Origin of the sequence: Rhodococcus sp. NPDC057529 (assembly GCF_042802055.1) — a bacterium.
Lineage (GTDB): Bacteria > Actinomycetota > Actinomycetes > Mycobacteriales > Mycobacteriaceae > Rhodococcus_F.
In genome coordinates, this window is sequence record NZ_JBHVEY010000001.1 from 663766 (window position 1) to 682416 (window position 18651).

At 67.6% G+C, this 18651-nt stretch carries 20 protein-coding genes and 1 tRNA gene; 9 read left to right on the forward strand and 12 right to left on the reverse strand.

From position 1 onward, the window contains the following. Positions 1-51 precede the first annotated feature (51 nt). The 3 genes from ACFU5V_RS03030 to ACFU5V_RS03040 form a co-directional block, all read right to left on the reverse strand. A complete protein-coding gene (locus ACFU5V_RS03030; RefSeq protein WP_378696691.1) occupies positions 52-504 on the reverse strand; it encodes a DUF4395 domain-containing protein in 453 nt (150 codons plus the stop codon). 236 nt (positions 505-740) lie between these two features. Then, a complete protein-coding gene (locus tag ACFU5V_RS03035; RefSeq protein ID WP_378696693.1) occupies positions 741-1214 on the reverse strand; it encodes a thioredoxin family protein in 474 nt (157 codons plus the stop codon). Next, positions 1211-1990 (reverse strand): LmeA family phospholipid-binding protein, encoded by a 780-nt coding sequence (locus ACFU5V_RS03040; RefSeq protein ID WP_378696695.1) that lies wholly within the window; start codon positions 1988-1990, stop codon positions 1211-1213. Before ACFU5V_RS03040 ends, ACFU5V_RS03035 begins: the two co-directional genes overlap by 4 nt. Positions 1991-2196: 206 nt before the next feature. Between ACFU5V_RS03040 and ACFU5V_RS03045 the strand changes: the two genes are divergently transcribed. The 6 genes from ACFU5V_RS03045 (at position 2197) to pstB (ending at position 8077) form a co-directional block, all read left to right on the forward strand. Next, positions 2197-2955, forward strand: a complete 759-nt coding sequence (locus tag ACFU5V_RS03045) for a response regulator transcription factor (RefSeq protein WP_043825261.1) — start codon at positions 2197-2199, stop codon at positions 2953-2955. Further along, the gene (mshD, locus tag ACFU5V_RS03050) at positions 2952-3869 is read left to right on the forward strand and encodes a mycothiol synthase (RefSeq protein ID WP_378440184.1); all 918 of its coding nucleotides are present in this window, start codon (positions 2952-2954) and stop codon (positions 3867-3869) included. Before ACFU5V_RS03045 ends, mshD begins: the two co-directional genes overlap by 4 nt. A gap of 215 nt (positions 3870-4084) precedes the next feature. Continuing rightward, entirely contained in the window at positions 4085-5203 is a 1119-nt protein-coding gene (gene pstS, locus ACFU5V_RS03055; protein WP_378696698.1) for a phosphate ABC transporter substrate-binding protein PstS, read from the forward strand. Between the two features lie 68 nt (positions 5204-5271). Then, entirely contained in the window at positions 5272-6345 is a 1074-nt protein-coding gene (gene pstC, locus ACFU5V_RS03060; protein WP_378440180.1) for a phosphate ABC transporter permease subunit PstC, read from the forward strand. A gap of 3 nt (positions 6346-6348) precedes the next feature. Next, entirely contained in the window at positions 6349-7257 is a 909-nt protein-coding gene (gene pstA / locus ACFU5V_RS03065) for a phosphate ABC transporter permease PstA (protein ID WP_378696700.1), read from the forward strand. A gap of 43 nt (positions 7258-7300) precedes the next feature. Then, positions 7301-8077 (forward strand): phosphate ABC transporter ATP-binding protein PstB, encoded by a 777-nt coding sequence (gene pstB, locus ACFU5V_RS03070; RefSeq protein ID WP_015888703.1) that lies wholly within the window; start codon positions 7301-7303, stop codon positions 8075-8077. 140 nt (positions 8078-8217) lie between these two features. Here the strand turns inward: pstB and phoU are convergent, their stop codons facing one another. The 4 genes from phoU to ACFU5V_RS03090 form a co-directional block, all read right to left on the reverse strand. Continuing rightward, entirely contained in the window at positions 8218-8916 is a 699-nt protein-coding gene (gene phoU, locus ACFU5V_RS03075) for a phosphate signaling complex protein PhoU (RefSeq protein WP_378441948.1), read from the reverse strand. A gap of 82 nt (positions 8917-8998) precedes the next feature. Beyond that, positions 8999-11029, reverse strand: a complete 2031-nt coding sequence (locus ACFU5V_RS03080; RefSeq protein ID WP_378696703.1) for an LCP family protein — start codon at positions 11027-11029, stop codon at positions 8999-9001. Positions 11030-11148: 119 nt separating this feature from the next. Further along, on the reverse strand, positions 11149-12291 hold the full coding sequence (dusB, locus tag ACFU5V_RS03085; RefSeq protein WP_378441951.1) for a tRNA dihydrouridine synthase DusB: 1143 nt from the start codon (positions 12289-12291) through the stop codon (positions 11149-11151). A gap of 78 nt (positions 12292-12369) precedes the next feature. Continuing rightward, positions 12370-13326: an acyl-ACP desaturase gene (locus ACFU5V_RS03090; protein WP_276138161.1), complete on the reverse strand. Its 957-nt coding sequence runs from the start codon at positions 13324-13326 to the stop codon at positions 12370-12372. Positions 13327-13744: 418 nt separating this feature from the next. On the opposite strand from ACFU5V_RS03090, the gene ACFU5V_RS03095 reads away from it, so the two are divergent. Together ACFU5V_RS03095 and ACFU5V_RS03100 are read left to right on the forward strand one after the other, a co-directional pair. Further along, positions 13745-14185 (forward strand): MmcQ/YjbR family DNA-binding protein, encoded by a 441-nt coding sequence (locus tag ACFU5V_RS03095; RefSeq protein ID WP_378696706.1) that lies wholly within the window; start codon positions 13745-13747, stop codon positions 14183-14185. Next, complete coding sequence (locus ACFU5V_RS03100) at positions 14182-14775, forward strand: hypothetical protein (protein WP_378696708.1); 594 nt, start codon at positions 14182-14184, stop codon at positions 14773-14775. The genes ACFU5V_RS03095 and ACFU5V_RS03100 overlap by 4 nt, the downstream gene beginning before the upstream one ends. Before the next feature lie 4 nt (positions 14776-14779). On the opposite strand, the gene ACFU5V_RS03105 is transcribed toward ACFU5V_RS03100, so the two are convergent. Together ACFU5V_RS03105 and ACFU5V_RS03110 are read right to left on the reverse strand one after the other, a co-directional pair. Further along, positions 14780-15868, reverse strand: a complete 1089-nt coding sequence (locus tag ACFU5V_RS03105; protein WP_378696710.1) for an NAD(P)-dependent alcohol dehydrogenase — start codon at positions 15866-15868, stop codon at positions 14780-14782. Between the two features lie 6 nt (positions 15869-15874). Further along, positions 15875-16348, reverse strand: a complete 474-nt coding sequence (locus ACFU5V_RS03110) for a DUF4334 domain-containing protein (protein ID WP_378696712.1) — start codon at positions 16346-16348, stop codon at positions 15875-15877. Positions 16349-16465: 117 nt separating this feature from the next. On the opposite strand from ACFU5V_RS03110, the gene ACFU5V_RS03115 reads away from it, so the two are divergent. After that, positions 16466-17053: a TetR family transcriptional regulator gene (locus tag ACFU5V_RS03115; RefSeq protein WP_378696714.1), complete on the forward strand. Its 588-nt coding sequence runs from the start codon at positions 16466-16468 to the stop codon at positions 17051-17053. Positions 17054-17060: 7 nt separating this feature from the next. On the opposite strand, the gene ACFU5V_RS03120 is transcribed toward ACFU5V_RS03115, so the two are convergent. The 3 genes from ACFU5V_RS03120 to ACFU5V_RS03130 form a co-directional block, all read right to left on the reverse strand. Continuing rightward, positions 17061-18206: an RNA polymerase sigma factor gene (locus ACFU5V_RS03120; protein WP_378441243.1), complete on the reverse strand. Its 1146-nt coding sequence runs from the start codon at positions 18204-18206 to the stop codon at positions 17061-17063. After that, positions 18167-18331 carry a hypothetical protein gene (locus tag ACFU5V_RS03125; protein ID WP_378441241.1) on the reverse strand — a complete coding sequence of 55 codons (165 nt, stop codon included), beginning with the start codon at positions 18329-18331 and terminating at the stop codon, positions 18167-18169. The genes ACFU5V_RS03120 and ACFU5V_RS03125 overlap by 40 nt, the downstream gene beginning before the upstream one ends. Before the next feature lie 70 nt (positions 18332-18401). Further along, positions 18402-18474: transfer RNA gene (locus ACFU5V_RS03130), tRNA-Lys, on the reverse strand. Positions 18475-18651 lie beyond the last annotated feature (177 nt).

An 18651-nucleotide genomic window follows, 5' to 3' on the forward strand; every position in this document is an offset into this window, starting at 1 on the left:
TGTTCTTACTTGTGTCGGGTGGATCGTGCGGTGGTTCCGGGTGTGAAACTTTCAGGCCGCGGGCCTCAGGCGTGCGACGAGTGGATAGATCTGGCAGCCGAGACAGAACCCGAATGCGGCGTTGAGGAACGCCGCGAACAGGGCGAATGCGGTGGCCACGGCGCCGACGATGCCGGAGCCGGCGAGGAAGCCGACGGTGCCGACGGCGGCAAAGACGAATCCGACGAGTTGCGCGAACCGCAGCGGTGCGGCCGGTTCGCGTTCGCTCACCGGAGCGAGTCGCGGCGCGACGAGGGTGCCGAAGATCCGGCCGTACGGGCTGCGCCGCGGCCCGGAGGCCGCACCTGCCGCGAAGACGACCGCCTGCAGTGCCAGCAGAATTCCGGCTGCGACCAGCGAGAACGTCGACACGACGAGGACGGCGACGAGGACGGCGGTGGTGACCCAGGCGGCGAACCGGGGGCCACGAACGTCGACCTGCTCGACCTCGAGTGTTGTGGACATGAGAAGTGCTCCTGCGTTGAGTCCTGAATGCTTGCCTGGCGCCGAGCAACGACGGACGACGTCGTCATCGGGTTTCGATCACGTGCGCGGAGTCCGCGGTGTCAGCAGAAAGCGACAGCCCTGGTGATCAGCAACAGGTACAGCAACAAGCCCCGAGGCGGCACAGGTCTACCGTGCGGCGTCGGGTGAGCATGAGCTCGTGGCTGGATTGCACGGCGACGAGTTTACCCGGTTCTTCAGGATTTTGAAGCCGGGGGCCGGGTGAGGGGTCCGAGCGCCGCCTTCAGGTCGGCCGCCGAGGGCACGCCGGACACCCGGAAGCGTTGCTGCAGGTCGGCGTCGAGAATGAACGTCGTCGGCAACGACAGAACGCCGAGTTCCTTGGCGAGAGCGGGATACTCGTCGATGTCGACTTCCACCTCCACGGGTGGTTCGGGCTCGCCGGCGAGGTCCGCGACGACCTGTCCGACGACCCTGCGCACCGCCGCGCAGGGTCCGCACCACTCGGCGGAGAAGTGGAGAACGGTGGCCTGCCGACCGTGCCCCGAACCCGGTCCGACACCCGCCGCCTCGAGGAGCGTGCGACGCTCGCCGGTCACGACCGCGGTCGTCTCGCCGGTGGTCCGGACCTTCCCCTGGCGACGCTGCCAGACGAGCCCGAACACCACGGCCGCGACCAGTGCGATCAGTAACAGTGTGATTCCGGTCATCGGCTCTGCAGTTCGTTCAGGTCGATCGTGACGTTGTCGCCGACGCCCTCGATGACGATCTGGGAGCCCTCCGCGTACACCTCTGTCGGCTGGACGCCGAACGGGAGTTCCTTCGGGTCGATCGTCCGGGTGAACAGGCCGAGGATCGCGGGGGCGAGGGGGTCGGGGATGGTGAAGTCGGCGTGGCCCTCGGGCCCGAAGTAGAAGTCGCTGGCGACGATCTTCACCTGTCCGCCGTCGAGGACCAGGTCGGCCTGCACGCTGACGGTGGTCTCGATCGGTCCGACGGGGACGGTGCCGGTGAGGACGACGCCGCCCGCGGTCGGCATCCCGGAGCCGCCGGAACCGCCGGTGCCGTCCGACTTGCTGGCCGGCGGGGCGGAAACCTGCAGGTCGGGGATGTCGAGGAAGCGCCCGAGGTCGGTGGCGTCGATGAGCATGCGGCCGGAGAGGTGATCGACCGGAAGGGTCTTCACGGAGCCGTCGACGAGGTCGGACAGCGGCGCGGACACGCCGAGCAGGGTGGTTTCGATGGTCACCTCACCCACCACGTCACTCTTCACTCCCTGGGCGCGGATCTCGATGTTCTCGTACTTTCCGTCCCACGCCTGGGTGAGGAACGGGAAGCCGTGCACCGTCACCTCGGGATCGGCGGTGAGGGACGCGCCGGCCCGCAGTTCCCGCGACACCCGGTACTCGGCGTAGGCCGCCGAACCGAAGTCGACGACGAGTCCGAGTGCCACGAGGAAGACGATTCCGATGATGAGTTTCCGCACGGCCCCATTGTGACGGACACAGTTCCAAGCGGCGCCGGTGCAACCTCCGCGCCGGTTGCCGGGGTTCGGTGCGACGGACCTTGACGGCGGCGCGCTACTCTGTCACCGACAAAAGTGTCGATACCTTCAGTGTCGATCTACCTGGACCGGCGGACGAACGATCCGTCGGCCGGTCCAGGTACGACGGCGACGAGATGGGAGGCTGTGTGGAGCTACTGCTTCTTACCTCCGACCCCAACCCCGAGGCAGTGCTGCCTGCCCTCGCCCTGCTGGCGCATTCGGTGCGGCCTGCCCCGACGGAGGTGTCCTCTCTCCTGGAAGCGAGCTCCGCCGACATCGCCCTGGTGGACGCGCGCACCGATCTCGCGGCGGCCCGCGGCCTCTGCCGGCTGCTGGGCAGCACGGGTTCAGCGGTCCCCGTGGTGGCGGTGCTCACCGAGGGTGGCCTGGTGGCAGTCAATTCCGACTGGGGGCTCGACGACATCCTGCTCCCGGGCACCGGACCGGCCGAGGTGGACGCCCGCCTCCGACTGCTGGTCGGACGCACCGGCGGCGTCGCCAGCCCGGAGGCGTCGGGCAAGATCACGCTCGGCGAACTGGTCATCGACGAGGGCACGTACACGGCCCGGCTGCGTGGCCGCCCCCTCGACCTCACCTACAAGGAGTTCGAACTCCTCAAGTACCTGGCGCAGCACGCGGGTCGCGTCTTCACCCGCGCGCAGTTGCTGCAGGAGGTGTGGGGATACGACTTCTTCGGTGGTACCCGCACGGTCGACGTCCACGTGCGTCGCCTGCGGGCCAAGCTGGGCAGCGAGTACGAATCCTTGATCGGTACAGTCCGCAACGTCGGATACAAGGCCGTGCGTCCCACGCGCAGCAAGTCGGGTGCGCCGGTGCCGCCGGTCGACGACCTCGACGCCGAAGATGCAGATTTCGAATCCGCGGAAGGACCCGTGATCCAGTGAGCGCTTCGGTGCAGTCCTGGACCGATCGACTCGACGGGAAGCAGGCCGCGGACGTGTCCGCGCTGCTCGACCGCGCGACCGCGGCGGACGGAACCGCGCCCGTGTCGGAGCAGGGCGTGCACGCCGTGTCCGGCGCCGGTGGCGACGGTGTCCGTCATCTCGTGGAGACCGACGCCGATCGGATCGTCGGGTACGCGCAGTTGCAGCCCGGTCGTGGCGAGCACCCCGCGATGGCCGAACTCGTGGTCGATCCCGAGGCCCGCGGCCGGGGGGTCGGTGGCCGACTGGTCACCGAGGTCCTGTCCGAGGGTGGCCCGGACACCCGGGTGTGGGCGCACGGCAACCTGCCCGCGGCACAGGCGGTGGCGCACCGCCTCGGGCTGAGCGGTGCCCGTGAACTGCTACAGCTCCGGCGCCCGCTCGACGGGGCGGAACTTCCGGAAATCGTTGTTCCGGAGGATATTTCGCTTCGCGTGTACCGGGGCGTCGAGGACGATCCGGAGGTGCTGCGGGTCAACGCCGCCGCCTTCGCCTGGCATCCCGAGCAGGGGTCGTGGACCGAACGAGAGATGGCCGAACGCCGCGCGGAGGCCTGGTTCGATCCGGCCGGGCTGTTCATGGCGTTCGCCACGTCGGACGAGGAGCGGCTGCTCGGATTCCACTGGACCAAGGTGCACCCGCAGCAGGGCGACGAGCCGGCCATCGGCGAGGTCTACGTGGTGGCCATCGGACCCGACGCCCAGGGGCGCGGTCTCGGCCGATTGCTCACACTCGCCGGACTGCACTACCTGCGCGACCGCGGGCTCGGTGCGGTGCTGCTCTACGTCGAGGGCGACAACACGTCGGCGCTGCACACCTACGACCGGCTCGGGTTCGAGCGGTTCCACACCGACGTCGCGTACGCGCGAGCCTGAGGCGCTCCTCTACTTCGGCACCCGTCGTTCGTCTCGGAAATATGGGCGAATGCTCGGTCTGTTCACTTTCCGTTCACCGATCGTGGTCCAACTGGACATTAGCTACCCCTAGGTTTCTCCGTGGGCAGCGCCGTGCTGCCTGGTGCAGGATCCTCCCGGTCCGCGCCTCATGTCGCCGCCCGATCGAGGGCGAGACGGTATTTCCGGAGGACTAGGTGAATCTCAAGCGCAGTGGCGCCCTGCTCGGTGCAGTGGCCCTGGGTGCCATGACCTTGGCCGCGTGTGGCAGCGACAACAACACCGCGTCGAGCGGCGTCGACGCAGCCGCCTCGAACGCGACGTGCGAGGGCAAGGCCAACCTCTCCTCGGCCGGCTCCTCGGCGCAGAAGAACGCCATGGACCAGTTCGTCTCCACCTACATCTCCGTGTGCCAGGAAAAGGGCAAGACCGTCAACCTGGCGTACAACCCCAGCGGTTCCGGTGACGGACGTACCCAGTTCATCGCCGGCCAGATCGACTTCGCCGGTTCCGACTCGGCGATCAAGGCCGAGCAGGCCGAGCAGGCCAAGGCGCGCTGCGTCGGCGGCGAGGCGTGGAACCTTCCCCTCGTCTTCGGACCCGTCGCAGTGGCCTACAACCTCGACGGCGTCGAGGACCTGGTGCTGAACGGTGAAGTGACCGCCAAGATCTTCAACGGCACCATCAAGAAGTGGAACGACCCGGCCATCGCCGCCCTCAACCCGGGCGCCACCCTGCCGGACCAGGACATCACCGCGATCATCCGCTCGGATTCCTCGGGAACCACCGACAACTTCCAGCAGTACCTCACGGCCGCCTCCAACGGCGCCTGGACCACCGGTGCCGGCTCCGACTTCACCGGTGGCATCGGTGAGGGCGCCAAGGGTTCCGCCGGTGTCGCTCAGGCAGTGGCCTCCGCGCCCGGATCGATCACCTACGTCGAGAAGTCGTACGCGGACCAGAACAAGCTGTCGGCAGCGCAGATCGACACCGGCTCCGGCCCGGTCGCCCTGTCCGACGAGTCCGCCGCGAAGGCCATCGAGGGTGCGCAGTTCAAGGGTGCGGGTGTGGGCGATCTGACGCTCGACCTCGCCTCGATCTTCGGTACCAAGGAAGCGGGCGCGTACCCGCTGGTGCTCGCCACCTACGAGATCGTGTGCTCGAAGGGTTATGACGCCGACACCTCCGCAGCGGTCAAGTCGTTCCTGACCAGCGCCGCCAACGAGGGCCAGAACAACCTGGCCGAGCAGGGTTACGTGCCGCTGCCCGACTCCATGAAGGAGAAGCTGAACGCGTCGGTCGCCGCAATCGGCTGATTCACACGGTAAGTCGTTCGGACCCGCCCATGACTCGATATTCTGACGATGAAAGATTGGGAGCGCAGATGAGCGAAGCGCACACCGAATCAGTACCTCGCGCCTCCGGCTCCGCTTCCGGCGGGGCCGGGGTGGGCGGTCCGAACGGCACCCCGGAGGCCGAGTTGAGTTCCACCAAGGCCGAAACCCCGACCCCGACCGGCACTCCTCGCGGCAAGGCCGTCGCGAGGCCGGGGGACCGGATCTTCAAGTTCCTCGCGACCACGTCGGCGATCGTCATCTCCATCCTCATCGCCGCGATCGGCATCTTCCTCGTCTGGCGTGCCGTTCCGGCGCTGAGCCGGAACCAGGTCAACTTCCTCACCAGCCGCGAATGGGTCACCCAGAACATCAACGCCATGGCGTTCGGTGTGCTCGACCTCTTCCAGGTGACGGTTCTGGTGTCGCTGTTCGCGCTCGTGCTCGCGATGCCGGTTGCGCTGGGTATCGCGATCTTCCTCACCGAGTACTCGCCGAGTTGGCTCAAACGCCCGCTGGCGTACGTCATCGACCTGCTGGCCGCAGTGCCGTCGATCGTCTACGGCCTGTGGGGTCTGCTGGTGTTCGCTCCCGCGATCAAGCCACTTGCCGTGTGGCTCAACGAAAAGCTCGGCTGGTTTCCGCTGTTCGCGACGGGCAGCGGATCCATCACCGGCGGCGGCACCATCTTCACGGCGGGCATCGTGCTCGCCGTCATGATCCTTCCGGTCATCACCGCGGTCACCCGCGAGGTGTTCGTCCAGACACCGACATCCCAGATCGAGGCGGCGCTCGCCCTCGGCGCCACCCGGTGGGAAGTGGTGCGTACCACGATCATTCCGTTCGGCAAGTCCGGCTACATCAGCGGGTCGATGCTCGGCCTCGGTCGCGCCCTCGGTGAGACCATGGCGCTGTACCTGATCCTGCGCACCACATCGCAGCCCTTCGGATGGTCGCTGTTCGACGGCGGCGCCACCATCGCGTCCAAGATCGCCCTCGGCTACGCGGAGTTCAACAACAACATCCAGGCCGGCGCGTACATCGCCGCAGGTCTGGTGCTCTTCGTACTCACGTTCGTCGTGAACGCCGCGGCCCGCGCCGTGATCGCAGGAAAGAAGGACTGACCCATGACCGCGACACTCGACAAGCCGGTCAAGGCACCCACCTTCCGGGGTGTGGGAACCCGCCGTCGAATCACCGACCTCACCGCCACCGTTCTCGTGACGCTGGCAGTGCTCGTCGCCCTCATCCCGCTGGTGTGGGTCCTGATCACCGCCGTCGTCAAGGGCATTCCCGCCTTGACGACGGCCACCTGGTTCACCCACTCGCTGAGCGGACTCACGTCGTCGGCGGCGGGCGGCGGCATCTATCACGCGCTGATCGGCACGATCCTGCAGGGACTCGTCTGCGCGGTCCTGTCCATCCCGCTCGGGCTGTTCGTCGCGATCTACCTCGTCGAGTACGCCGACCGGAAGTCGCGGCTGGCGAAGCTGACCACGTTCATGGTCGACATCCTCAGCGGTGTCCCGTCGATCGTGGCGGCCCTGTTCATCTACGCCCTGTGGATCGCGACGTTCGGTTTCCCGAAGTCCGGGTTCGCGGTGGCGCTCGCCCTGGTCCTGCTGATGGTGCCCGTCGTCGTCCGCAGCACGGAGGAGATGCTCCGCATCGTGCCGCAGGACCTGCGCGAGGCGTCGTACGCGCTGGGCGTTCCGAAGTGGAAGACGATCGCCAAGATCGTGCTGCCCACCGCGCTGCCGGGCATCATCACCGGCGTCATGCTGGCGCTGGCCCGCGTGATGGGTGAGACCGCTCCGCTGCTGATCCTCGTGGGATACGCACCCTTCATCAACTTCAACCTGTTCGGTGGCGAGATGGGCACCCTGCCCGGCGTCATGGTCGCCGAGATGAACAACCCGACCGATGCCGGTACCAACCGCATCTGGGGCGCGGCGCTGACGCTGATCCTGCTCATCGCCATCCTCAACATCGCGGCCAAGGTCGTCGGCCACTTCTCACAGGTCCGCAGCAAGTGACACATACACTCGATTTCGTACATCAATCAGTAGGGAGCCGGTAATGGCCAAGCGTCTGGATCTCAAGGACGTCAACATCTACTACGGCAAGTTCCACGCCGTCGCCGATGTCGGGCTGTCGGTCCCCCCGCGGAACGTGACCGCGTTCATCGGTCCGTCCGGTTGCGGCAAGTCGACCGTGCTGCGTTCGCTGAACCGCATGCACGAGGTGACTCCCGGTGCGCGCGTGGAGGGTTCGATCCTCCTCGACGGTGAGGACATCTACGGTTCCGGCATCGACCCGGTCGGCGTCCGCAAGACGATCGGCATGGTGTTCCAGCGTCCCAACCCGTTCCCGACGATGTCCATCAAGGACAACGTCGTGGCCGGCCTCAAGCTGCAGGGCGAGCGCAGCAAGAAACGTCTCGACGAGGTGGCCGAGCGGTCGCTGCGCGGCGCGAACCTGTGGAACGAGGTCAAGGACCGTCTCGACAAGCCCGGCGGCGGACTCTCCGGCGGTCAGCAGCAGCGTCTGTGCATCGCCCGGGCCATCGCCGTCTCGCCCGACGTCCTGCTGATGGACGAGCCCTGCTCGGCGCTCGACCCCATCTCGACCCTCGCGATCGAGGACCTCATCACGGAGTTGAAGAAGGACTTCACCATCGTGATCGTCACCCACAACATGCAGCAGGCGGCGCGTGTGAGTGACCAGACCGCGTTCTTCAACCTCGAGGCCACCGGCAAGCCGGGGCGTCTCGTCGAGATCGACGACACCGAGAAGATCTTCTCCAACCCGACGCAGAAGGCCACCGAGGACTACATCTCGGGCCGCTTCGGATAACGCTCACCGACGAGAACGCCCCGGCCGGATCTTCGGCCGGGGCGTTCTCGTCGTATGGTCGACTGCCGGTGAACGAACGGGACGCTCGTACGGTCAGACCGTACGAGCGTCCCGTTCGCGCGAAAAGTGTTGGGGGAGTTCTATAGTTCCGGGTAGGAGGTGAGGTTGTCGGCGTCGTTCACGGCGGTCTCGGTGTCGTCGGGCAGCTTGCCGGTGACCAGGAAGATCACCCGGCGACCCACCTCGACGGCGTGGTCGGCGAAACGCTCGTAGAAGCGGCCGAGCAGGGTGACGTCGACGGCGGCGGCCACGCCGTGCTTCCACTCGCGGTCCATGAGCACGGTGAACAGGTGCCGGTGGAGGTCGTCCATCGCCTCGTCCTCTTCGCGCAGACGCGCGGCACGCTCGGGATCGCGGGTCTCGAGGACCTCACGGGCGGCGGCACCGATGGAGACGGCGATGCGTCCCATCTCGGCGAAGTAGCCGTTGACCTCTTCGGGGAGCACGTGGTTGGGATGTCGGCGCCGCGCGATCTTGGCGACGTGGAGCGCCAAAGCACCCATCCGGTCGATGTCGGCGACGATCTGGATTCCGCTGACGACGGAGCGGAGGTCGCCGGCGACCGGTGCCTGCAGGGCGAGGAGGGCGAACGCCCGCTCCTCGCAGATGGTGCTGAGCTCGGTGATCTTGTCGTGCTCGCCGATGACCTGCTCGGCGAGCGAGAGGTCGGCCTGGAGCAGCGACTGGGTGGCTCGCTCCATGGCGACCCCCGCAAGCCCCGCCATCTCACCGAGCAGGTCGGCAAGCTCGGTCATCTGTTCGTTGTAAGCCACGCGCATGAGGTCACAGCCTACGGTGCACGGGAAACCAAGTCACGATCACACGGTGAACGCAGGGTGAACGACACCGCTGAGCGTGCGCTCAATCGCAGGACGTGTCGCCCGCATTCACAACCGCCAGGTCCGCGGGGATTTCCGCGTCCTCCGGCTGGCCGATTCGCACGTCCGACACGTTCAGCGGAGTGTCGATCGGGCTCGGTGTCTGCACGGTCCCGGAGAAGCTCGAACCGAGCGCCACCTCGACGACCGTTCCGAGTCCGGTGGTCGCTTCGAGCACCGCACCCGGGAACGACGACGCCAGGGTCGCCGCCTCGGCCTCGTGGCCCGGCGAGAACCTGATGACGGTCTCGCTGCTGGTGCCCGTGTAGTTGCCGACGCTGTAGATCTGGAACCCCTCGGCGGCCAGGGAGTCGGCGGCGGTCGCGGCCAGTCCCGACTCACCCGACGCGTTCGACACCTGCACCGTCACGCTGGACGGGTCGACGGCCTGGACCGTCTCCGGGGCGGGCGGCGCGGCCTGCGGCTCGGGGGCGGTCGAGGGCAGCGGTTCCGCCCGCTTCTCGCCGGGCAGCGCCTCGTCGTCGATGATGGCGCGGAAGATCGCCTTGATGTCGTCGGTGCGGGGAATCTCGTTGCCCCACTCGGTGGTGCCCGCGGTGGGCACGGTCAGGAAGGTGACCGCGCCCGCGTCGACGTTCTGCAGTGAGCGCCCTAGCGTGACCAGCGATTTCGTGTCGATGTTCTCCACGAACGTGTCGCGGGTGAACGCGTTGATGAAACCGTTCAGTTTTCCGGGATTGAGTAGCACCTGACTGGACAGGGCGCCCCGTAGCAGGGCGGAGAGAAATCTCTGCTGCCGGTTGATGCGGCCGTAGTCGCCGTTGCCCTCCGCCTCGACGTGTCGGGCGCGGACGAAGTTCAGTGCGGTCTTGCCGTCGAGCATCTGGGTGCCCGCCTGCGGTAGAACGGTGCCGAGTACGCCGTCCTCGAGTGGCTGGGTGGTACAGACCTTGACCCCGCCGATCTCGTTGACCATCGACTCGAAGCCGGCGAAGTCCATGCCGACGAAGTGGCCGATCTTCAGACCCGACATCTTCTGGATCACCTTCACCAGGCACTTCGGTCCGCCGAGCGCGTAGGTGGCGTTGAGTTTGTCGCCGTCGGCGGCGGGGAAGGTCTCCTCGGTGTAGGTGCCGCTGTCGTTGTCCCAGCCCTGGCAGACGGGCCGCTCGACGTCGAGGTCGCGGGGGAACGACACCGCGACCACCCGGCTCCGGTCGGCGGGAATGTTGACGAGCATCACCGTGTCGGCGCGGGAGCCCTCGGCGTCGTCGATGGTTCCGGCGCCCACCTCGCCGCTCGCGCCGGCGCGGGTATCGGTGCCGACGATGAGGTAGGTCTCGTCACCGGTCTGCCCGACGGCGTCGACGATGTCGGTCGACTCGGTGTCGAGTGCCGCGATCTGGTCGAATTTGCCCTCGGTGGACCGGAGGTAGCCCCAGACGATGCCGGTTCCGGCGAGCGCGACCACCGCCACCAGCGCGACGACGGCGCGTCCCGCTGCGCGCAGGCGCTTGCGTTTGCGGGTCTTGTTGAGGGCCAGGCGCGTGGTAGCCGGGTTGCCGACCACTCGCGGTACCGCGGTGGTCTCGGCGGAATCTGCGACCCATTCGGGTTCGGGCGCACTCGGTGGCGGTTCCGGCGGCGGCGCTGGCGGTGGGGTCTTGCGCGGAGGAACCCCGGGAGGCGGCGGCTGCCGCTCGTCGATCGGGGGGATCGTCTCCGTCTTCTCCGGATCGTTCGCCTCGTTCGCCTCGTCCTCGGCGACCTTCTTCACCAGGTCGGCGACGGAGAGCGCCTCGGTGGGCCCGCCCGCGGCCCGGCGGCCGATCCGCCCGCTGTCGTGGCGGGACGGTTCGGTGCGTTCCACGGGCGCACGGTGCTCGGGGGCTGCGGGCGGTTCGGGAGGCCGCCGTTCGGGGGGTGGCTGTCGGGGCGGGAGTCGCCGCGGCCGCCCCGACTGGGCTTCCCGGTAGCTGGGATCCGCTAGAGGACGTTCCCACGGGGCGCGGGATTCGGGCGTCGGTGAGTCCGCACTGTGATCATCACCCACCGATGCACCCTGACCTCTCCGCCGACTCGGACCTCCGTCGGCCCCGACGGATTCCAGCCATAGTACTTATCGAACGTCGAAGCTCCCCACATGTAGCCAGGTGACGCGCGTTCGTGCTGCTAACCACCCGAATGCATGAGGTCGGCGCCGGCGGGCACCAGGCAGTCCTCGGGGTCGTCGAGCCACCCCTCGGGGAGCGCGACCGTGCCGGGTGATCCCTGCCGTCCGCGCGGACCCTCGGCGTCCTTCGGGAACGGGATGGTCGGATCGAGCTGGACGAGGAGATCGTCGAGTTCGGTGAGAGTGCTCACGAGGGCCATCGCGACCCGCAGTTCCGATCCGGCGGGGAAGCCCCGCAGATACCAGGACACGTGCTTGCGCAGTTCGCGCAGGCCCTTGTCCTCGCCGTGGTGATCGGCGAGAAGTTCCGCGTGCCTGCGGATGATCGTGGCCACCTCGCCGAGGTTGGGCGGAGTCGGCTGTGGCTTCCCGTTCAGAGCCGCGCTCAGCTCCGCGAACAGCCACGGCCTGCCGAGGCACCCACGTCCGACGACGACGCCGTCGCACCCGGTCTGCTCCATCATGCGGGCCGCGTCCTCGGCCGCGAAGATGTCGCCGTTCCCGAGGACGGGCACGTCCGTGACGTGCTCCTTGAGCCGGGCGATCTCGTTCCAGTCGGCCGTGCCGGAGTACCGCTGCGACGCGGTCCGCGCGTGCAGTGCGACGGCGGCGGCACCCTCGCCCGCGGCGATCCGGCCGGCGTCGAGATGCGTGTGATGCTCGGCGTCGATGCCGACACGGAACTTGACGGTCACCGGGACGTCGGTGCCCTCGGTCGCCTTCACGGCCGCCGCGACGATGCGGCCGAACAGGGTGCGCTTGTACGGCAGTGCCGCACCGCCACCCTTGCGGGTCACCTTGGGGACGGGGCAGCCGAAGTTCATGTCGATGTGGTCGGCCATGTTCTCGTCGACGATCATCTTGGCCGCGGCGTACGTGGTGTCGGGGTCGACGGTGTACAGCTGCAGCGACCGCGGCGTCTCGGTGGGGCCGAACGTCGTCATGTGCAGGGTCGCGGGCTGCCGCTCGACGAGCGCACGCGCGGTGACCATCTCGCAGACGTACAGGCCGGACGTGCTGCCCGCGCGTTCCGTCTCGAGCTCACGGCACAGCGTGCGGAAGGCGACGTTGGTGATCCCGGCCATGGGGGCCAGAACCACCGGACTGCGCAGTTCGAGCGATCCGATACGAAGGGATGACATTGACGACCTCTGGGAAAGTGCTGGAAAAAAGTGTGCCCGGTACCGAATCCGGTACCGGGCACAGGATAACTGTTTACGTCACGAAGCCTTCTGCTCGCGCTTCTTGGCCTCGCGGGCCAGCATGCGGTCGCGCTGCTCCTCGAACTTGGTGGCCTGGCCCTCGAGGTTCTCGAGGAACTTGCCGAGGCTCTCGCGGATCTCTTCGCCGCGGGCGGTGAAATCGTTCCGCTCGAAGATGTTCCACTTGCGCAGGACGGGCATCACGACCTCTTCGAGGTGCTGACGCAGGTCGTAGATGCCGTGCTTGGCCATGAGGACACCGTTGCGCCGGAAGTTCGGCATGCCGGCGCCCGGCATCTGGAAGTTCTGGACGATCATGTTCACGGCCTCGAGCGCCTGGTCGGGCGCGAGGTCGAGGGCCGCACCGCACATGTTGCGGTAGAAGATCATGTGCAGGTTCTCGTCGGCCGCGATGCGCTGCAGCATCTTGTCCGCGATCGGGTCCTTGCACGCCTTACCGGTGTTGCGGTGGCTCACGCGGGTCGCGAGTTCCTGGAACGTGACGTACGCGACGGAGTGGAGGAAGCCTGCGTCGACGTCGGCGGGGGATGCGAAGCCGTTCGTCATGTGTTCCATGCGGAAGCGCTCGAGCTGGACGGGGTCGACGGCGCGGGTCACGACGAGGTAATCGCGCATCACGATTCCGTGACGGTTCTCCTCGGCGGTCCAGCGACCGACCCACGTTCCCCACGCGCCGTCCTGCGAAAAGTTCTCCGCGATCTCGCGGTGGTACGACGGCAGATTGTCCTCGGTGAGGAGGTTCGTGATCATCGCGGCCTTGGCGACCTCGTCGAGTTGCGACTGCTCGGGGTCCCAATCGGTGCCGCCCATCGCGGCGAAGTTGCGTCCTTCGTCCCACGGAACATAGTCGTGGGGATGCCATTCCTTGGCCATGGAGAGGTGGCGGTTGACGTTCTCTTCTGCAACCGGCGACAACTCCTGCAGCAGTTCGAGTTGGGTCAGGTCCCTCGCCATGTGTAATGCCTCCAGTAGCTCAAATTTGACTTTGTTCAGCCTACGGCACCGTAAGTAGGTTGGTAAACGCCGTCGGCGGCCCGGGAACCGTCGAAGTTACCGATCCGTAATGGACCTTCCGGGATGTGTCGCCGCCACGCGGCGAACTGTTACATGACAGTGTACTGATGAGGTTGCGTGTGCGGTGACCAGCGTAATCATCCCAGGGAGAGATCATCACAGCGACGCGCGGGCAGTTGTGGACGATCACAGATTTGTGGGTCTCCACAGATTCCTCGCCCGAACTCGAGCCGTGTCGACGGTTGTGCCGGAGGCGCTTCGTCCGGGCTCCGAGTCTCCTGGGAATTCGGTCCACCCCAGGTGTGAATATCGCCACCCCGTGGGCAGGCCGCCGAGAACCGGCATCAGTGAATCCCGTATGTCCGTTATGCCTGTTGCGGTGGGTCGGGGTGCTGCCGACAATCGTCACATGGGCAACAACATGAGCCGCCTCGAACAGATCGCCGCCGAATTGCCCGAAGCCGTACGGGTGGACATCGCCCAGTGGGACGGGCACCCGACATTCCGGGTGCGGGGCAAGAACTTCGTGTTCAGTGACGTGGACGCCACCCGGTTGACGGTGAAGCTCACCGTCGACGAAGCGGAAGCGGTGGTCGCGACGGAACCGGGGGCGGAGCCCGCGGGATACGGTCTCGGTAGACACGGCTGGATCGCAGTGGACGTCGCGGACGCGGACGGGCCCCGGTGGGAACAGCTGCGTGAGTGGATCAGGACGTCGTACACGCTCGTCGCGCCGAAGCGACTGGCGAAGCAGGTGCTGGACGAAGAACCGTTGCCGACGCAGGGAGACCAGTCATGACGACCGACGACAGCGCATCCACCACCACGCCGGCGAAGTCGGGGCTGCCGTCGTGGGCCAGGAAGGCCATCGGGATCGCCGTCCTCCTGGTGGTGCTGGTCATCGCGTATTTCATCCTCGCGGCGTACCTCCCGCGGGCGTGGGCGCAGAACGTGGGCGGGATGGCGGACGGCAGCTTCGGCGGCGGCATCCTGTGGGGACTGTTGTTCGGCACCCTGTGCACGCTGCTTCCCCTGCTGCTGTTCCGCGGGGCGTGGCGGTTGTTCCGCAGGCGCAGGTTCAAGCCCGTGCAGATCGTGTTGCTGGTCCTCGGAGTCCTTGTGGTGCTGCCCAATCTGCTGACGCTCAGTGTGGTGCTCGGCGGCAACAGCGCGGCGCATGCCGGCGAACGGATCATGGACGTCGACGCGCCCGGATTCCGCGGTGCGTCGCTCGCCGGCGCCATCATCGGAGTGGTGCTGTTCCTCGGCGTCGCCGGAGTCAGCTTCACGTACCGCAAGCGCGGTGAGGATCTGGCCGAGATGCGCAGAGACACGAAGGCGAAAGACGGACAGGCCGCCGGCGACGGGCCGTCACCTGCCGCACCCTGACGATTCACCACACGAGCACGGGCTTGATCACCGTGCCCGCAGCCTGATCGGCGACGGCGCGGTTGATGTCCTCGAACCGATATTCGGTGACGAGGCGGTCGAACGGGAACCGTCCCTCGGCGTGCAGCGCCAGCAAGTGCGGAATGAACTGCTGCACGGACGAATCGCCCTCGACGCAGCCGCGGAGGGTCTTGCCGTTCAACATCAGGTCCTGAATGTTCACCGCCACTTCGGGTGTACCCAGTCCGACCACCACCGCGCTGCCCCGCGCCCGCAGCGACGACAGCGCCTGGCCGATGACGGTCGGGATCCCCGTCGTGTCCAGCGTGTGGGTGGCGCCGCCGCCGGTTCCCGCGCGGATCGCCGCGACGACGTCCTGCGACCCGGGATCGAGCGCGACCGCGCCGACCTCCGCCGCGAGCGCACGCCTCGCGGGCACCGGATCGACCGCGAAAAGCGTTGCAACACCTACCGATCGGGCGGAAAGTAGCGCGGCGAATCCGACGCTGCCTGCGCCGAAGACGACCACACTCGAATCGCTGCCGGGCCGGAGCACGTTCAGTACCGCACCGGCGCCCGTCTGGAACCCGCAGCCGAGCGGTGCCGCGGCGGTCAGGTCGACGGACCCGTCGACGACGACGATGTTGTCGGCCGTCGCGAGAACGTGGTCGGCGAAGCTGGACTGGCCGAAGAAGGCGGCGCGTACCGGTTCGCCGTTCCGGGTGACGGTGGCCGAGCCGTCCGCGCGCCTGCCCGAACTGTTCAGGCGGTGCGCGTCGACGCAGTACGCCGGACTCGCACTTCGGCATTGGTCGCAGTCACCGCAGTGGCGGTAGCTGAGAATCACGTGATCGCCGGGCACTATCCGGCTCACGCGTGCCCCGACGTCGACCACGATCCCGGCACCTTCGTGCCCGAGGACGGCCGGTCCGGCGGCGGTGGGGAGCGCCGCCTTGGTGACGAGGTCCGTGTGACACAGGCCGGTGGCGACGATCCGTACCAGAACCTCGTCCGCGCGGGGCTCGTCGAGTTCGACCGTCTCCAGTGTGAACGGAGAATCGGGTCCTCGGGAGAGCGCTGCTGTGACCTGCATTGGGGCTCAGTCTCGTTCGAGCAGGAAGTAGTAGTGCCTGCCGCCGTCGAGGACCAGTGCGGACTTTCCGTTCATGATGCCCATGAGCGTCGAGTCGTCGACCTTCTTGAAGTGATCGAAGATGGGGGCGCCGTCATACACCATGGTCGCGGTGACCTCGCCCCGGAACTCGATGTTCCACAGGCTGGCCTCGCCGTTGCCGCCGTCGACGTCGGAATAGAGGTTGCCGTCCGCGTCCCGGCAGATCAACGGCTTCGCGTCCTCGGGGGAGTGGAACGTCTTTCCGTGCCAGCGGCTCGCGACCAGTTTGTCGTGCAGGCGGTGTCCGGTGGCGAAGTCGTCGCCCTTCCAGCTGCCGAGGATGTCCTCTGCCCGCACGGTGTCGAGTGCGGCCCACACGGCGTCGAGTTCGTCGGGGGAGACGCCGGTATCGCGCCGGCGTAGCTCGTGGAACGTGCTGCGGGCCTGATCGATGTCCATGGTCGTACCTCGGTTCTCGGGCGGACGGGCAGTCGAGTTTCCGAACCAAATTGTTCGTCAACTGCGCACGCTACGCCGAACCAACTGGTTCGGCAACGGGCAATTTAGGATGTCGGCATGCGATCAGCGGGAGAAGCCACGCGCGACCGGATCCTCGCCGCGGCCAAGGACGAATTCGCCCGCTACGGAGTCGCCGGGGCCCGGATCAACCGCATCGCGGCGGCGGCACGGGCGAGCAAGGACCGCCTCTACGCGTACTTCGACAGCAAGGAAGCGCTGTTCGACGCCGTCATTCAGCAGTGGATCGCGGAGACCACGGAACAGACGGCACTGCGGGGCGACGATCTGCCGGGGTATGCAGGCCGCTTGTTCGACGACTACGTGGCGCACCCCGAGAACGCACGGCTGCAGGAGTGGGCCGACCTCGAGATGCGGGAACAGATCGCGGACAGCGACGCGCGGATCGTCGCCCTGCGTCCCAAGGCCGCCGAGATTCGCCGAGGTCAGCAGGAGGGGTTCGTCGATCCGTTGTGGAACGCGGGCGAACTACTGCTCGTGATCACCGACGTCGTCCGATCGCTGGCCACCGCACCCGGCGGCAAGAAGTCGGGGGAGCGCACGGTGGCGCAGCGGCGAGAGACCGCGGTGGAAGCCGTTCGGCGGTTGATCCGGGTGCCTCCGACCGACGCGCCGGGCGGGCGGTGAGTGTCGCTCAGCTGCGCAGCAGCGCGTTGAGCCGAGCGGCCTGCCGTGTGAGGTGGTCGCGTTCGGGGAGATTGGGTGCCTTGTCGGCCGCCTCCGCGTAGAGCCGCGCCGCCGCTGCCAGGTCACCGTCCCGCTCGCGGAGATACGCCGCCACCGCGGCGTGACGGGGCAGTGCGTCGTCCAGTGCCGCCAGTGCGGCCAGGCCGGCGCGCGGGCCGTCGGCCTCGCCGACCGCGACGGCACGGTTGAGGCGCGCCACCGGGCTGTCGGTGAGATGCACCAGTTCGTCGTACCACTCGACGATCTGCACCCAGTCGGTCTCCTCCGCCGTCCGGGCGTCGGCATGGAGCGCGGCGATGGCGGCCTGGGCCTGGAACTCACCCAGTCGGTCGCGGGCCAGGGCCGCCTGGAGTACGTCGACGCCCTCCGCGATCAGGCGGGTGTCCCACAGGCTGCGGTCCTGCTCGGCGAGGGGTACGAGACTGCCGTCGGGGCCCGTCCGGGCAGGGCGCCGCGCGTGGTGGAGCAACATGAGCGCGAGCAGCCCGGCGACCTCCGGATGGTCGATCGCGGCCGCGAGCTGCCGGGTGAGCCGGATCGCCTCGGCGGCGAGGTCGACCTCGCCGGAGTACCCCTCGTTGAACACCAGGTAGAGCACCCGCAGCACCGTGGCGACGTCGCCGGGCTGGTTGAACCGGACGCCCGAGACGGTCCGCTTGGCCCGGCTGATGCGCTGGGCCATCGTCGCCTCCGGCACCAGGTAGGCCTGCGCGATCTGACGCGTCGTCAGGCCGCCGACCGCGCGCAGCGTGAGTGCGACGGACGATGCCGGTGTCAGGGACGGGTGGGCGCACAGGAAGTACAGCTGGAGCGTGTCGTCCACCGCCTCGACCGGTCCCGGCACGGGCTCGGCCTCGATGCGTTCCTCGCGCTGCCTGCGGGAGGCGTGGGCGCGGGCGGTATCGAGGAACCTGCGCCAGGCCACGGTGACCAGCCAGCCCTTGGGATCCCGCGGCGGGTCGTCCGGCCACGCGCGCACTGCCTCGACCAGGGCGTCCTGCACGGCATCCTCGGCCGCGGCGAAGTCGGCTCCGCGGCGGACGAGGATTCCGATCACGGCGGGGGTGAGAGTGCGCAGTACCGCCTCGTCCACTGGCGAACCTCCTTGGTGAGGTACGGCCCGTTGTGGCCGTGTTCACTGCGGGGACGGAGCCGGCCGCGGATTCTCGACATCACCACGACCACGATGATGACGCCGCCGGGTCGGCGGGTGGTCACGTCGTGACCACTCCACCGCTCCGAACGCGTCAGTCGCACTACCCGACCAGGATGAACCTGGTCGGGACGGTGCCCCCAGTAGGGCTCGAACCTACGACCTGCGGATTAAAAGTCCGTAGCTCTACCAACTGAGCTATAGGGGCGCGGGGCCAGAGTCTAGTGCGCAGACAGTGACCGGGAAAACAGCACCCCCGGCACGGCGCGCCGCCCGGGGGATCGAAGTGGTGGGGGCGGGGGGGGGGAACCACCAAAGACACAAAAGAAACCCCAAGCATCCCCACATGGGTGTTTTTTTTCACGGTCTTGCTTTTTCGCCACCC